The following is a 16,117-nucleotide window of genomic DNA, read 5'->3' on the forward strand; positions in this document are numbered from 1 at the left end:
TTTATGCAGGGATATTCATTGTAATTTTGAGCAAATAAAAAGAGGGATGATATATCCCTCCCAGATTGCTTTAAATTTAAAGTTTAGCTTTAAATGCTTTTAGCACCTGCAGCAACACGATCTTGCAAGATTTTAGGTGGGGTAAAACGCTCGCCATATTCAGCAGTAAGTTGCTGTGCTCGTGCCAAAGCCTGTGTTAAACCATATTGATTCAAAAATTGTAAAGCACCACCTGTCCATGCAGGGAAGCCAATGCCAAAAATTGAACCAACATTGGCATCAATGACAGATTCTAAAACACCTTCTTCTAAGCAACGTAAGCTGTCCAGTGCTTGCACAAATAAAAAGCGATCTATCATCTCTTGTTCAGCGATTTCGGTATTTTGATACCAATGGCTTAACCCCGACCAAAGCTGTTTTTTACCCTGTTCAGGATAGTCATAAAAGCCTGCACCTGCAGCTTTGCCTTTACGCGAAAATTGATGAATCATGGTTTGAATGACTTCATCTGCACTCGACAGTGGTCGGTCTTTTCCTTCGGCTTGCAACGCCTTACGTGCTTCCTGTGCCACGTGTTCAGATAAGGTTAAAGATACTTCATCCTGAATGGCAAGTGGGCCAACAGGCATACCTGCTTTTAAAGCTGCCATTTCAATTTTGGCAGGATGTACGCCTTCTGCCAGTAAGCGCAAGCCTTCCTGCACAAAAGTGCCAAACACCCGACTGGTAAAAAAGCCACGTCTGTCATTGACTACAATCGGTGTTTTACCAATGTGTTGCACAAAGTCATATGCTTTTGCCAAAGTATCGGCAGAGGTGTTTTTTCCTTTAATGATTTCTACCAACGGCATTTTATCGACAGGACTAAAGAAATGCAGTCCAATAAAGCGCTGTTGATCTTGCGCAGCTTGGGCAAGCCCGCTTATTGGCAAAGTTGAGGTATTGGATGCCATCACACCTTGTTCTGCCAGAAAAACTTCGGCTTCTTGTGTGACTTGCGCCTTGAGTTGAGGATTTTCAAATACCGCCTCAATAATCAAATCACAGCCTTGTAAATCGGCAGCCTGTGCCGTTGGATGAATATTGGCTAAGACTTGTGCTGCTCGCTCTGCACTTATACGACCTTGCGATACTTGTTTATCCAATAGTTTTTGACTGTAAGCTTTGCCTTTTTCAGCTTGTTCGATGGATACATCTTTAAGAACAACCGCAATGCCTTTGCTTGCTGTGGCATAAGCAATGCCTGCGCCCATCATGCCTGCACCTAAAATGCCGACTTTTTGAGTTTGATGCGGTGCAATGCCTTGCGGACGGCCACTGCCCGATTTAATCGCATTCAGCCCATGCCAAAAGGTGCCAATCATATTTTTAGAAATTTGACCTGTTGCGAGCTGGGTAAAATAGCGAGATTCAATGCGTAAGGCTGTATCGACATCAACCTGCGCACCTTCTACTGCTGCACTCAAAATTGCTTCAGGCGCAGGGTAACAGCCTTTGGTTTTGTCGCGTAGCATGGCAGGAGCAGTGGAAAGCATTTGCGCGACAGCAGGTGTAGATGGTGTTCCCCCAGGGATTTTATAGTCTTTGACATCAAATACTTGTTGTGATTGAGGATGTGCAAGAATCCAGTCTTGGGCTTTGCTGAGTAATTCTGTTTCATTTTCAGCAAGATCATGGATTAAACCTAAACTTTGTGCTTTTTCCACACTCAGCTGTTTGCCTTCCATCAACAGCGGCAGGGCAGTTTGTAAACCCAATAAACGTACCATCCGCACAATACCACCGCCACCAGGCAATAAACCTAAAGTCACTTCGGGTAAACCAAACTTGGTTTTTGCATCACGAATTGCAATACGATGATGACAGCACAGAGCAAGTTCCCATCCGCCGCCGAGTGCCGTGCCATTTAAGGCAGCTACCACAGGAATACCACGGGTTTCAATATAACGCAGCTGTGCTTTTAGGTTTTCAATCATCTGAAAAAATGAGCTGGCATGCTCAGGCTGTACTTGAATCAACTCATCTAAGTCACCGCCTGCAAAAAAGGTTTTTTTCGCAGAGGCGAAAATGATTCCCGCCACTTGTTCGTCTGCTTTTAACTTTTGTACCACTTGCGCTAATGCATCTCTAAAGTCAGCATTCATGGTGTTGGCAGATTGATTTGGTGAGTCAAAGGTTAGAATGACAATGTTATCGGCATTTTTATAATAGTGAATGGCGCTCATTTTTATACTCCTTATACTCGCTCAATAATGGTGGCAATTCCCATCCCACCGCCTACACATAATGTAGCCATGCCGCGTTTTTTATCTTGTCGTTCTAGCTCGTCCAGTAAGGTGCCTAAAATCATGGCACCTGTAGCGCCAAGTGGATGACCCAAGGCAATAGCACCACCATTTACATTGACTTTGGCGGGATCAACCTGAAGTTCTGTAATAAAACGCAGAACCACGGCTGCAAAGGCTTCATTGACTTCAAACAGATCAATATCTTCAATGTTCAGTCCTGCTTTGGCTAAGGCTTTGCGTGCTGCAGGCGCGGGTCCTGTGAGCATAATGGCAGGGTCTGTGCCAACCAGTGCGGTAGCAAGCACTTTGGCGCGTGGTTTTAAGTTGTGTTGTTGTACCGCTTGTTCCGATGCAATCAAGACCAATGCCGCGCCATCAACAATACCTGATGAATTGCCTGCATGATGCACATGATTGACTTGTCCTGCTTCAGGATATTTTTGCAGGGCAATCGCATCAAAACCCATTTGTCCCATATTGGCAAAACTCGGCTTGAGCTGTGCCAAGCTTTCAGCCGTGGTCTGTGGTTTGATAAATTCATCTTGTGCCAAAATCACCACACCTGCCTGATCTTTGACAGGTACAATCGAGCGCTCGAAATGTCCCTGTGCTTGTGCTGCTGCGGCTTTGTGCTGTGATGCTGCTGCAAATTGATCGACTTCTGTACGGCTATAGCCATCGAGTGTGGCAATTAAGTCAGCGCCAATACCTTGTGGAATAAAGTCACAAGCCATATTGGTTTCAGGGTCGAATGCCCAAGCACCACCATCGGAACCCATTGCCACACGTGACATAGATTCCACACCACCTGCAACGATTAAATCTTCCCAACCCGAACGAACTTTTTGCGCTGCGAGGTTCACGGCTTCTAAACCTGAGGCACAAAAGCGGTTGATTTGTACCCCAGCAACATCATTGTCCCAACCTGCGGCAATCGCTGCGGTTTTGGCAATATCTGCACCCTGATCGCCAATTGGTGTGACACAACCCAAAACAATATCGTCTACTTGTGAGGTGTCTAGGTTGTATCGTTGTTGCAATTCATTCAATAAGGTTGTGAGTAGGCGAATGGGTTTAACTTCGTGTAATGCGCCATCTTTTTTTCCTTTGCCGCGCGGAGTGCGAATAGCATCAATGATGTAGGCCTCGCTCATAATCAATCCCTTGTCGATAGTTTTCTTTATGATTGCTTTTGAGTGTAATCTGAAAATTTTGAAGTGCAATGACGAGAACGGTACAGGTCAGTGAGGTTTTTTGCTAATTGGGATGACGCAGTAATTTGGCAGAAAGATTGAAACTATAATAGAGCGATAAAAAAAGCCCTTGCGGTGTGCAAGGGCAATCGATTGGAATTACGAGTTATTGTGAATTGTCGATTCTAAATTAATGATAACCGTGCAACTGACGGTATAAACCAGGTGTGACGCCAGTCCACTTTTTGAAAGCACGGTGGAAAGTACTGGTTTCGCTAAAGCCAACTTGTTGTGCCACATCTTCAAGGGTAAGTTCAGGATTCAGCAATAGGTGAATCGCGGCATCACGGCGTAATGCATCTTTTACCCCTTGATAGCTTTTACCTTCTGCAGCCAAACGACGACGCAAGGTTTGTGGCGATAGGTACAGCATGGATGCAACATCGTTCAAGGTTGGCATTTCTTCGCCAATTTGGCTCTTTAACACGTCACGAATACGCGAAGTTAAAGAATTGGTGTTTTTGAATTTCACCAACAATTGCGCAGGCGCGGTTTTTAAGAATTCGTCTAAGGTTTCTTGGGTTTGACGAATTGGTAAATCCAAGTAGTCGGCAGCAAAGGTAATTTCGGTGCGTGGCATGTCAAATTGCATGACAGGCGCAAAGAACAGCGCATCGTATTCATCTGCATGTGCAGGACGTGGATAGCCAAAATGTACGCGCTCCAAAGGCAGGCGACGTTCAATCAGCCAAGATGCCAAGCCGTGCCAAATCATCAACATACTTTCAGTAATAAAGTGATCAGGATCCATAGCTTGTGGAATAGATGGTACCAAACGTGCTTCGTGTTTATCACGTTCTAAGGTAACCGACCAATCATCACCAAACAGTTTGTAGAATTGCGAAGAGAGTTCTAAGGCATCGCCCAGTGTTTTGGCGTGAATTACCAATTGGCACATGATCGCGAATGTACCCAAACGACGTGGCTGAGAATCAAAACCCACGTGTTCGTCTTGGGTCACCATCCACAACATTTTAATAAAGCGAGTATATTGTTCAGGTGAAATACGTGCTTTCGGTTGGCGCAGAAGTTCTGCCTCAATACCGACATGAGATAATAAGGTTTCGACATCCATGCCGAGTCGCTTAACACCCGTGAGCGCTGCATTTACAAAATGGATACTAATGGTATCTCTGCTCATGTTAAATCCTTCAGTCTCTTTTGTATTCACGTAAGCTTGACCTAAATGACGCTAAAAATTGAAATTGGCAATTTACAATACCAATTTTACTTATTTTACATAATAAATTGCCGAAATGATCAAGGTAAATGGCTGAACATGACATTGTGTTACAGTTTTGCTGTTTATAAGATGAACGGAAAATCAGTAAAAATCGAGTAATCACAACAATGACACATGCACTGAGCGGTTTAAAAGTTTTAGATTTTTCTACCTTATTGCCCGGCCCTTTTGCCAGTTTGTATTTGGCGGATATGGGTGCAGAGGTGATTCATATTGAATCGGCAACCCGTCCTGACTTAATTCGTTTATTTCCGCCCTATGCCAATGGACAAGCGACTTCGCACAGTTATTTGAATCGGAATAAACAGTCAATTACTTTGGATTTAAAATCCCCCGAAAGTATTCAGCTTATTCACGATAAAATTGCCGAATTCGATATTGTATTGGAACAGTTTAGACCAGGCGTGATGCAGCGTTTAGGGCTGGACTATGCCAGCTTGGCAAAAATTAATCCGCGACTGATCTATTGTTCCATCACAGGTTATGGACAAACAGGCGATTATCAACAAAGGGCAGGACATGACATCAACTATTTAGCCTTGTCTGGCATTGCGGGGCATAGTGGACGGCAAGCGGGTGGGCCGCCACCGCTCGGGATTCAAGTGGCCGATGTAGCAGGTGGATCATTGCATGCTTTGGTGGCGATTTTAAGTGCAGTGATAGAACGTCAGCGCAGTGGTTTAGGGCAGTATATTGATATTTCGATGACCGATTGCGCTGCGACTTTAAACAATATGGCCGCTTCAGCAGTTTTGGCGGCACAGGTTCCTCAATATGCTGAGCAATCTTACTTAAATGGTGGCACCTATTATGACTATTATGAAACAGCAGATGGCCGTTATCTTTCAGTCGGTAGTTTAGAGCCGCAGTTTATGCAGGGTTTGGCACAGATTTTAAACTTACCGATACTTTTGGAAAAAGGGGCATCTTTAGATCCGCAAGAGCGCTTGCAAGTCAAACACGCTATTCAAGATAAAATTAAAACACAAAGTTTTGCCACATGGCAGCAGGTATTCGCGCAATATGATGTCTGCGTTGAACCTGTATTCACTTTAGATGAAGCCTTACATTCACCTTTGGCACAGCAACGCGGTTGGACAGTAGAAGTTCCTATTCAGCAGAATGCCGAAAAAACTGAAACTCAGTTGGCGTGTCCAATTAAATTTTCACGTTCTCAAATGCGTTACGATTATATCGGGCAGGCTTTGGGTGCAGGGCAGTGGTCATCTCAGATTAAAAATCAGGATGAAGATGAAGCCAAGTCGTAATTTCAGGTAATCAATAATAGATCGAATAGATGCTATAGCAGAAAAAGTGCTAAAGCATGCACTATTTTGTGATAGCTCTATAAAAAGCCTGTAAATTTTGGCAAAGGCTTACAGGCTGTGATGTTGCAATGGCTTATCAATAAAATCGCTAATAAATATGTAAAAAACACATTTTGTTGATAGATTGAATCTCGCTATGCTGTCAGCCGTGATAATAGAAATGACTAGCTGTACGCCATGTATTTATATACTGATTTCGATCAGCAACTGATTAATGAACGTGTTGCACAGTTCCGCGACCAAACGGAACGTTATTTAGCAGGCAAATTGACTGAGGATGAATATCGTCCATTGCGTCTGCAAAATGGTTTGTATGTACAACGCTATGCGCCAATGTTGCGTATTGCGGTGCCTTACGGTCTGATGAACTCTAAGCAATTGCGTAAAGTTGCGCAGCTTGCCAAAGACTATGACCGTGGCTATGCGCACGTATCAACACGTCAAAATATTCAGTTTAACTGGCCTGCACTGGAAAATGTGCCTGACATGCTGGCAGAGCTTGCAACCGTACAAATGCACGCAATTCAGACTTCGGGTAACTGTATTCGTAATACCACCACAGACCAGTATGCAGGTGTCGTGGCGGGCGAAATTGCTGACCCACGTCCAACCTGTGAATTAATTCGTCAGTGGTCGACTTTCCACCCTGAATTTGCCTTCTTGCCACGTAAATTCAAAATTGCGGTGTCTGCACTGGAAGAAATTGACCGTGCTGCGACTGCATTTCATGACATTGGCGTCTATATTGTTAAAAATGAAGCAGGCGAAATTGGCTATAAAATTAAAGTTGGTGGCGGCTTAGGTCGTACTCCAATTATCGGTAGCTTTATTCGTGAGTTCTTGCCACGTGAAGATTTGATTGCTTACTTAGAAGCTATTTTACGTGTTTATAACTTGCATGGTCGTCGCGACAATAAATATAAAGCACGTATCAAAATTTTGGTAAAAGCCTTAACTCCAGCAGTATTTGCAGAAAAAGTTGAAGCTGAATTTGCACATACGGTGAAAACCTTAAAAATTGATGCAGAAACTTTGCAAAAAATGGATGAAAATTTCACGCCATTTGCTTATCAAAACTATGCCGATGAAGATTTTAGCGAGCTGTTTGCGCAGTATCCAAAATTCAAGCAATGGTTCAACATCAACACCAATGCGCACAAAGTACAAGGCTATCGTATTGTCACCATTTCATTGAAACGTGCAGGTGTTGCACCGGGTGACATGACGACAGAAGAAATGAATCTGATTGCAGATTTAGCCGATCAATATACCTTTGGTGAGTTGCGTACCACGCATGAGCAAAATATTGCTTTGGTAGATGTGCCACAAAAAGACCTGTTTGCATTGTGGCAAGTGCTCGATGCCAATAACTTGGCGCGCGCGCATATTGGCTTTATTACCGATATTATTTGCTGTCCGGGTGGTGATTTCTGTTCACTTGCCAATGCCAAATCTATTCCAATTTCAGAAGCCATTTCACGCCGTTTTGATGATTTGGATACCATTTATAATCTTGGCAAACTGGATTTAAATATTTCAGGTTGTATGAACGCTTGTGGTCATCACCACGTTGGTAATATCGGGATTTTAGGTGTCGATAAAAAAGGCGCGGAATTCTACCAAATCACTTTGGGCGGGCATGCAGACCATGATGCGTCAATCGGTGATATTTTAGGGCCATCTTTTGCTGCTGAAGTGATTCCTGATGTGGTGGAAGAAATTTTAAATACCTACTTAGATTTGCGTAGTGAAGGTGAAGATTTCATCGACACTTATCGCCGTGTCGGCATTCAACCATTTAAGGAGCGCGCTTATGCTTAATACTGCACTACCTGTGCTCGCAAAAGATGGCACGATTGCAGACAATACTTATCAAGTGATTGCTGAAGATGCAGCATTACCGCAAGGTGATGTGGTGCTCAGCGTTGAACAGCTTGATCAGTTGGCACAAATTTCAGGTAAAAAAGCCCTATATTTAACGGTAGATGCTTCGCCTGAAAACCATGAATTTCCATTGGCAGAACTGGATGCAATTTTTATTGAATTTTCAGGTTTTAACGATGGCCGTGGTTATTCTTTTGCGGCATTGTTACGCCGTCAAGGCTTTCAGGGTGAACTTCGCGCAGTCGGTGATGTCTTTAAAGACGTCTTAAATTATATGAAGCGTGCAGGTTTCGATACTTTCGTGATTAAAGAAGGTAAAGATGTGCAAGAAGCTGCAGCAGGTTTGGCGGACTTTACCCATCCTTATCAAGCTTCTACCGCAGTGCCAAAACCAAATTATCAAACAGGTGCGTAATATATTGATGATGGATTTCATCGAAATGTAGATAGATTTTATCGAAATATCGCGGTTCACACATTTACAAACAGCCTGCCATGTGCAGGCTTTTTGTTTGCCTTAAAATGATCAAACGGCTTGTTTTATCGCACTTCTTAATGATTTAATTTACCGCAAAGTGCTGTAGTATAAGCACGCTGATGTAGCATCGCAGTCTTATATAGGCGTTATTTTTACATTATCAAAAATCAATCAAGACGATAATTTGATGTGATTATCCTCTGATTTATTTTTCAATTTTTTCATGATGAAGTGATTTGTCTTTATGCAAAATTCTATCCGTATTGGTATTGCTGGTTATGGCAACTTAGGTCGTGGTGTTGAAACGGCGATTCATAAAAACCCAGATTTACAATTGGTGGGTATTTTTACCCGTCGTGCGCCTGAAAGCGTTTCACCATGTTTTGCTGAAACAGCAGTGTTTCACATGGATTCATTGTCAGATTTTCAAGACAAAATTGATGTGCTGATTTTATGTGGTGGTTCAAAAGACGACTTGCCACAACAAGGTCCAGTACTGGCGAGCCAATTTAATATTGTCGATAGTTTCGATACGCATGCACGTATTCCTGAATATTATGCATCTGTAGATGCACCTGCGACAGCGAACAAGAAAACTGCACTCATCTCAATTGGTTGGGATCCAGGCATGTTCTCGATTAATCGTTTATTTGGTGAAGCGTTGTTACCAGATGGTGAAACCTATACTTTTTGGGGTAAAGGTTTAAGTCAGGGTCACTCAGATGCCATTCGTCGTGTTGATGGTGTAAAAGCAGGTGTGCAATATACCATTCCATCGAATGATGCCATTGAACAAGTGCGTAGCGGTGCGCGTCCTGTATTAAGCACCAAAGATAAACATACTCGTGAATGTTATGTCGTACTTGCAGAAGGTGCCGATGCTGCTGCGGTAGAGCAAGCGATTGTGACCATGCCAGATTATTTCGCTGACTACAACACAACCGTAAATTTCATTGATGAAGCGACTTTAGCCAAAGATCACCAACGCATGCCACATGGTGGTTTTGTCATTCGCAGTGGTAATACCAGCGATGAACAAAAACAAGTGCTTGAATTCTCATTGAAGTTAGACAGCAATCCTGAGTTTACCGCGAGTATTTTGGTGGCTTATGCACGTGCTTGCTATCGTTTAAACCAAATGCAGCAATATGGTGCAAAAACTGCTTATGATGTTGCGCCAGGTTTATTGTCAATGAAATCGCCTGAACAGTTGCGTGCAGAATTGCTCTAAACTTTTTAAAGCTATAAGCAAAAAGACGAATCAATGATTCGTCTTTTTACTTTTTGAATAAAGAAGGGTTAGGGAATGACTTTATTCAATCTACCTCAATCCCTCTTTACGAAATAGGGGTTGCAAGGCACTTAAAGTAATTCAATCGCGACCGCAGTTGCTTCACCACCACCAATACAGAGAGCAGCCACACCACGCTTGCCACCTGTACGTTTAAGCGCATGAATTAAAGTTAGGATAATACGTGAACCTGTAGAGCCCACAGGATGCCCAAGCGCACATGCACCACCGTTGATATTCACTTTTTCAGGATCTAGTTTGAATTCATCCATTGGGCACATGGTGACCATAGCAAAAGCTTCATTAATTTCCCATAAATCTACATCTGCAACTTGCCAAGCTGCTTTATCCAATACTTTTTGAATTGCAGCAACAGGGGCGATGGTGAACTCAGATGGGTGTTGTGAATTGGTGGCATAAGCCACAATTTTTGCTAATGGTTGTAAACCTTTATTTGCTGCATTTTCTGCAGACGTTAGGACTAAGGCTGAAGCACCATCTGAAATTGAGCTGGCATTGGCTGCGGTAATCGTGCCATCTTTGGCAAAAGCTGGACGAAGAGTTGGAATTTTTTCAATATTGGCATTAAATGGTTGTTCGTCTTTATCGACAACCACATCACCTTTACGTGTTGAAACATGTACAGGCACAATTTCATCGACAAAATAGCCTTCATTTACGGCAGTTTGCGCGCGTTTGAGAGAGCGAATCGCAAAATCATCCATTTGTTCACGGGTATAGCCTTTGCTATTGGCCATATCTTGTGCGAATGAGCCCATTAAACGCCCTGTTTCTGCATCTTCTAAGCCATCTAAGAACATGTGATCTTTCACATCACCGTGTCCCATGCGGTAACCTGCACGTGCTTTAGTCAGAATATAAGGTGCATTACTCATCGACTCCATACCACCAGCGACAATGATTGAGGCAGAACCTGCTTTGATTGCATCGGCTGCTTGCATGACAGCTTTCATACCAGAACCACAGAGTTTGTTGATGGTGACCGCACCTGTAGAATCTGGTAAGCCTGCTTGACGCATCGCCTGACGAGCAGGGCCTTGCTTTAAGCCTGCAGGCAGGACGCAGCCCATAATGACTTCATCGATTTCTGTTGCTTGTACCCCCGCACGTTGAATGGCCGCTTGGATACTTGCCGCACCTAATTCTGGTGCAGTCACATTGGCTAAACTGCCTTGAAAGCCACCCATTGCAGTGCGTGCACCATTTACAATAACGATATCCGTCATTTTATTCTCCCAGTTTTTTATATGTGCTTTTGTCTAGATTTAATTCCAAGCAGGAATAGATCACCTCAGCAGTATAGGCAAAAAAAGATGAGAATAAAGTGACAATATAAAGATCATTTAGACTGCTCAGTTAACATCCATTGATGTCTTCAGCTCGAGTTTGCCCCATTTTACTAAGCACCAGTCGTTTGCTCGCGACGTGAGTAGAGCAGTAAAAGAAACTACCATTCGAGCCGATCGGCAAACCTTGTTGTGCATTAAAAGTTACACTGGGTATGTTTAAAGTGCCACGCCAATCCAGAGTTCCGTATTTAAGTGCAGTTTTTTCTGTATAAAGAATGTATTCATTGTTGTCTATCTGACGATTTTTATTTCGATCAATAAAAATCATAAAACCCGTATTCCAGTTTTGCTTACTGCATTGGCTAAAGTCATGTGTTGGACAGATCACAACATTACTATGATGGGTGAAGGCATGGGAGCGTGCTATTTTCAGGCTAGACAGCAATGAGTACTGAATTCGTTTGAGTTCTTGTTGTGCCATCAGCTGATGAAAATAGGGCAGGGCAACCATGATTAAAATCGCACTAATCGCTAACGTGACGATCAATTCAAACAGCGTGAAGCCATTTTTGCTTATATTCGACATAAGTCTATACCTGTTATTGTTATGTTTTTTTATGATTAATTTGAGTAATTCGTTGTTTTATAGCGCTTTATCTGCTGTATAATAAATATTAAACAACTTTCGAGAAAGCTGTTAAAATAAAGCGCAGGAAAGATAAGCTATTCACAATAAAAAATTGAGTAGAAAGTTACCGAATTACAACGGAAATTGTAAGTAATTTTGTCAATAATTTACTTGATTAAAATTATCAAGCACTTGGAAAAGTAATAAAGTGTTTGTATGATTCAAAGTGACTAGCTTAAAAATAATACTGGGGTATAAGAAAGCCTATCTCAGGGTAGTCGAAAATTTAGGCTTGAGCTTGAACAACAATTGTTATCTCTGGAGGATAAATCCATGAAAATGAGTCGTATTGCATTAGCAATGCTCGTAGCTGCTCCTTTAGCTGCTGCAAACGCGGGCGTAACTGTTACCCCATTAATGCTTGGTTATACTATGTTTGATACACAGCATAACAATGGCGGTAGTGATGGGGAATTAACAAATGGTCCAGAACTACAGGATGATTTATTCGTAGGTGCTGCGCTTGGTGTTGAGCTTACTCCTTGGTTAGGTTTTGAAGCAGAATATAGCCAAGTGAAAGGTGATGTTGATACAAACCGTGGTGAATATAAAGCGAAGAACATCGCAGGTAACTTCTATGCGACTTCTGACTTGATCACAAAAAACTATGACAGCAAAATCAAGCCATACGTATTGTTAGGTGCTGGTCACTATAAGTATGATTTTGATCACCCTGCTTTGGCATACCGTGACGGTGAAGAAGGTACTTTAGGTAATGCTGGTGTAGGTGCGTTCTTCCGTTTGAACGATGCTTTATCTCTTCGTACAGAAGCACGTGGTACTTACCACTTTGACGAAAAATTCTGGAACTACACAGCTTTAGCTGGTCTTAACGTAGTTCTTGGCGGTCACTTGAAGCCAGCTGCTCCTGTAGTAGAAGTTGCTCCAGTTGAAACAGTTGCTCCAGTTCAACCAGCTCCACAAGAGTTGACTGAAGACTTGAACATGGAACTTCGTGTGTTCTTTGATACGAACAAATCAAACATCAAAGATCAGTACAAGCCAGAAATCGCTAAAGTTGCTGAGAAGTTAGTTGAATATCCAAACGCTACTGCTCGCATCGAAGGTCACACTGACAACACTGGTCCACGTGCATTGAACGAACGTTTATCTTTAGCTCGTGCGAACTCTGTTAAATCTTCACTTGTAAATGAATACAATGTAGATCCAGCTCGTTTGTCTACTCAAGGTTTCGCTTGGGATCAACCGATTGCTGACAACAACACTAAAGAAGGTCGTGCTATGAACCGTCGTGTATTTGCGACGATCACTGGCAGCCGTACAGTGACTGTTGAACAACAAGCTCAATAATTTGAGTTAAGTTGAAAAAACGACTCTTCGGAGTCGTTTTTTTATACTTCTTTTTTTATGAGGTGTTTGGATTAAAGAGTGCCTGAAATAATTTACATTCAATACGTTTAAAAAATATTGTAAAAGTATGATTATTAGAATAATGAGTAAATAAAGTAGAGGCTGATGGTGCTTAATATTTCGGTTTGTTGACTCGTAAACTTAGTCGAATTTTTATAGCGAGTTTATCGTCAATTCATTTAAAAACTCCAAAGCGTCGTTGCAGATCAAAATTTTAAAATAAGATATATGTACTCGATGTCTATCAGTCGATCAAGTCGTTGTTTAGCGATTATAAAATCAACATTGAGCAGTTTGTGGTGTGATCTCTCGCCGTAATAATGATAACAAAATATGTTGTAAATCGAATTTGGTTTAAATTTACCCTAAAAAAACAGCCAAATGTTGGCTGTTTTTTTGAACCTTAGCTTCTTAAATGAAGTGAAATAGAAGAAGAACTTTTTTAGTCATGATCAGGGTGTAGTGGTTTCACATCCATATCCTGGTATGCAATCAGTTTGGTTTTGTGTTTCCATTTATAGCCTAACCAAATGACCAAGAACAAAAGAATACCAATATAAGTCGATAAAACTGCGAGCCATTCACCTTCAAGTACTGCTTGGTAGTTTTGCCCTAATACAACAATTGCACACAAAATAAAGGCAAACCATGGCGCAAAAGGAAAAAATTTAGCGCGGTAATCTAAATCTTCAAGTTTGTAGCCTTGTGCCAAATAGCCTTTACGGAAGCGATAATGCGATACAGCAATTCCGAGCCAAACGATAAAACCACACATGCCTGACATATTCAGAAGCCAGTTAAATACTTGTTTTTCGCCAATAAATGTTGTTAAAAAACATAGTGCAGCGATTGCTGTTGTGGCATACAGTGCATTCATTGGGACGCCACGAGCATCCAAGCGGGCAAAAGCTTTTGGTGCACTGCCTTTACGTGCCATATCAAATAGCATACGGGTCGATGAATACATACCCGAGTTACCAGCAGAAAGAATCGCAGTTAAAATTACTGCATTCATGACACTTGCGGCAAAGGCAAAGCCTGCCTGTTCATATAGTAAAGTAAACGGAGAGAGTGCAATGTTATCGGTGGCGGCTGCTTGAAGTAAACGTGGGTCATCATAGGCGATTAAGGTACCAATAATAAAAATACACACGATATAAAACAACAAAATACGCCAGAAGATTTGTTTAATTGCAATTGGAATGGTTTTCTTAGGATTTTTAGATTCACCCGCTGCAACGCCAACCATTTCAGTACCTTGAAATGAGAATCCTGCAATCATCGCCACACCAATTAAGGCAGATAGTCCACCTACAAATGGCGCTTCGCCTTTGCTCCAATTGGCAAATGTAGCAACATCAGGGTTGAGCATGATTTTGACAATCATAAAAATACCGATAATGATGAATGCCACAATCGCAAGTACTTTGACCAAAGAAAAGAAGAACTCAGACTCACCAAAACCTTTGACGGTTAATGCGTTAATTGCGAAAACCACCGCTAAAAATAATGCACTCCAGTAAAAGCCAGGAATATCAGGAAACCAAAATTTCATGATGAATTGCACCGCAACCAATTCAAATGCCACGGTAATGGCCCAGTTGTACCAATAGTTCCAACCTAGTGCAAAACCGAAACCACCTTCGACATATTTACTGCCATAGGTAAAGAACGCGCCTGAAGTTGGATTATGCGTTGCAAGTTCGCCTAGACTGGTCATCAAAAAATAAATCATGACGCCAATTAGGGCATACGCAAGCAAGGCGCCACCAGGACCTGCATTGGCAATGGTCGCACCTGAAGCAAGGAATAAACCTGTACCAATTGAGCCACCAATGGCGATCATGTTTAAATGACGCGCACCGAGCTTACGCTGCAGTTTTCTACTGTTGTGTGAGTCGCTCATCCTACTTCCTTTGTATTTTTCTGCGTGCTGGCAAACAGCACTTTAAAGCCTTGTTGATCTGCCTTGATTGTGCATTGACCGAAACTTTGTTCAATTAAGAGTGGATAATTCAAAAAGCGATTGGCCACAATCCAAAGTTCACCACCCGATTTCAGATGACGACGTGAGGTTTTACACAGATTTTCACTGGCATCGTAATGTGTTTGAATGCCTTGGTGGAACGGGGGATTACTCACGATGGCATGCAAAAATAGCGGTGCATCTTCAATGCCTGTCACGGCTTTAATTTCAAGTTGTTGTGGATTGAGCTGATTTTTTTCAAACGTCATTTGCGTTGACGCTAAAGCAAAGGCATCGACATCTAAAGCAAAAATACGATTTTCAGGGTTAAGTTTGGCTAAGTAAGCACTGATCACACCCGCGCCACAGCCAAAATCTGCAATTTTTCCAGCAGTAACCTGATTCAAATAAGGCAATAATACAGCCGTGCCAACATCCAAGTGTTTTTGGCTAAATACACCCGGCAAGGCACTAATTTGTAAATCACCTTTAGGTGTAGCAACTGTATAGTTTTTCGCCCAATCTGCTAAGGTTTTAGTTTGAACCTTGCAGTCTAAAATCAGCTGCCATAGTTGGCAGTGGCGGGCGCTATCTAGTTTGAGTGTTTTGCCATAAGGTTGTAATTGCTTTGCAGCCCGTTCAATTCCTGCTTTCTTTTCACCGACTAAAAATACGCTGCTGCCTTGTGGGAGTTGTGCGGCAATGGTGTGAATCAGGTAATTGAGCAGTTCCTTGGATTTCGGCACAAAAATAACAGCCTGATCAAATTCACCGACAGGCAATTCTGCACCAAAATGCACTTGCGCCTGTTGATTTTGAAAGTATTGATAGTCGTTAAAATTCCATGTCCAAACAGAAGCTTGGATTGAGTCACCCAATTCTGCGAGGAGTTGATCGGTCGGGGCATTGATCAGTAGAACGCGACCAGACAAATAGTCGTATTGTCTGAGTAAAACTTCGCTTTGGGGGTTCATGGTTCTCTCTCCAATAGAAAAACACTGTCTAAGTTCAGCTCAG

The 16,117-nt window shown here is 42.3% G+C and carries 12 protein-coding genes; 5 read left to right on the forward strand and 7 right to left on the reverse strand.

Features of this window, described 5'->3' with window-relative positions; genetic code table 11:
- Nucleotides 1–89: 89 nt before the first annotated feature.
- The 3 genes from FTU92_RS06225 to FTU92_RS06235 form a co-directional block, all read right to left on the reverse strand.
- Nucleotides 90–2,225: a 3-hydroxyacyl-CoA dehydrogenase NAD-binding domain-containing protein gene (locus tag FTU92_RS06225; RefSeq protein WP_180095905.1), complete on the reverse strand. Its 2,136-nt coding sequence runs from the start codon at nt 2,223–2,225 to the stop codon at nt 90–92.
- 11 nt (nt 2,226–2,236) lie between these two features.
- Entirely contained in the window at nt 2,237–3,442 is a 1,206-nt protein-coding gene (locus FTU92_RS06230; RefSeq protein ID WP_180095907.1) for an acetyl-CoA C-acetyltransferase, read from the reverse strand.
- A gap of 229 nt (nt 3,443–3,671) precedes the next feature.
- Nucleotides 3,672–4,682, reverse strand: coding sequence for an AraC family transcriptional regulator (locus FTU92_RS06235; RefSeq protein WP_004972448.1), 1,011 nt, complete (start codon nt 4,680–4,682; stop codon nt 3,672–3,674).
- A gap of 209 nt (nt 4,683–4,891) precedes the next feature.
- Here FTU92_RS06235 and FTU92_RS06240 point away from each other — a divergent pair, with 209 nt between their 5' ends.
- The 4 genes from FTU92_RS06240 (at nt 4,892) to FTU92_RS06255 (ending at nt 9,705) form a co-directional block, all read left to right on the forward strand.
- Entirely contained in the window at nt 4,892–6,052 is a 1,161-nt protein-coding gene (locus FTU92_RS06240; protein ID WP_004972446.1) for a CaiB/BaiF CoA-transferase family protein, read from the forward strand.
- Between the two features lie 237 nt (nt 6,053–6,289).
- Nucleotides 6,290–7,933, forward strand: a complete 1,644-nt coding sequence (locus FTU92_RS06245; RefSeq protein WP_004972445.1) for a nitrite/sulfite reductase — start codon at nt 6,290–6,292, stop codon at nt 7,931–7,933.
- Nucleotides 7,926–8,411 carry a DUF934 domain-containing protein gene (locus FTU92_RS06250; RefSeq protein WP_004972443.1) on the forward strand — a complete coding sequence of 162 codons (486 nt, stop codon included), beginning with the start codon at nt 7,926–7,928 and terminating at the stop codon, nt 8,409–8,411. The genes FTU92_RS06245 and FTU92_RS06250 overlap by 8 nt, the downstream gene beginning before the upstream one ends.
- Before the next feature lie 307 nt (nt 8,412–8,718).
- Nucleotides 8,719–9,705, forward strand: coding sequence for a diaminopimelate dehydrogenase (locus FTU92_RS06255; protein WP_004972441.1), 987 nt, complete (start codon nt 8,719–8,721; stop codon nt 9,703–9,705).
- Nucleotides 9,706–9,836: 131 nt separating this feature from the next.
- Here the strand turns inward: FTU92_RS06255 and FTU92_RS06260 are convergent, their stop codons facing one another.
- Both FTU92_RS06260 and FTU92_RS06265 read right to left on the reverse strand, forming a co-directional pair.
- Entirely contained in the window at nt 9,837–11,012 is a 1,176-nt protein-coding gene (locus FTU92_RS06260; RefSeq protein ID WP_180095909.1) for a thiolase family protein, read from the reverse strand.
- 130 nt (nt 11,013–11,142) lie between these two features.
- Nucleotides 11,143–11,661 carry a GspH/FimT family pseudopilin gene (locus FTU92_RS06265; RefSeq protein ID WP_180095911.1) on the reverse strand — a complete coding sequence of 173 codons (519 nt, stop codon included), beginning with the start codon at nt 11,659–11,661 and terminating at the stop codon, nt 11,143–11,145.
- 375 nt (nt 11,662–12,036) lie between these two features.
- Between FTU92_RS06265 and omp38 the strand changes: the two genes are divergently transcribed.
- Nucleotides 12,037–13,074: an outer membrane protein Omp38 gene (gene omp38, locus FTU92_RS06270; protein ID WP_180051963.1), complete on the forward strand. Its 1,038-nt coding sequence runs from the start codon at nt 12,037–12,039 to the stop codon at nt 13,072–13,074.
- 502 nt (nt 13,075–13,576) lie between these two features.
- On the opposite strand, the gene FTU92_RS06275 is transcribed toward omp38, so the two are convergent.
- Nucleotides 13,577–15,040, reverse strand: a complete 1,464-nt coding sequence (locus FTU92_RS06275) for an amino acid permease (RefSeq protein WP_096901564.1) — start codon at nt 15,038–15,040, stop codon at nt 13,577–13,579.
- Entirely contained in the window at nt 15,037–16,074 is a 1,038-nt protein-coding gene (locus tag FTU92_RS06280) for a methyltransferase (protein WP_104853089.1), read from the reverse strand. The genes FTU92_RS06275 and FTU92_RS06280 overlap by 4 nt, the downstream gene beginning before the upstream one ends.
- Nucleotides 16,075–16,117 lie beyond the last annotated feature (43 nt).

The sequence above is a fragment of the Acinetobacter sp. YH12205 genome (assembly GCF_013418125.1).
Taxonomy (GTDB): domain Bacteria; phylum Pseudomonadota; class Gammaproteobacteria; order Pseudomonadales; family Moraxellaceae; genus Acinetobacter; species Acinetobacter towneri.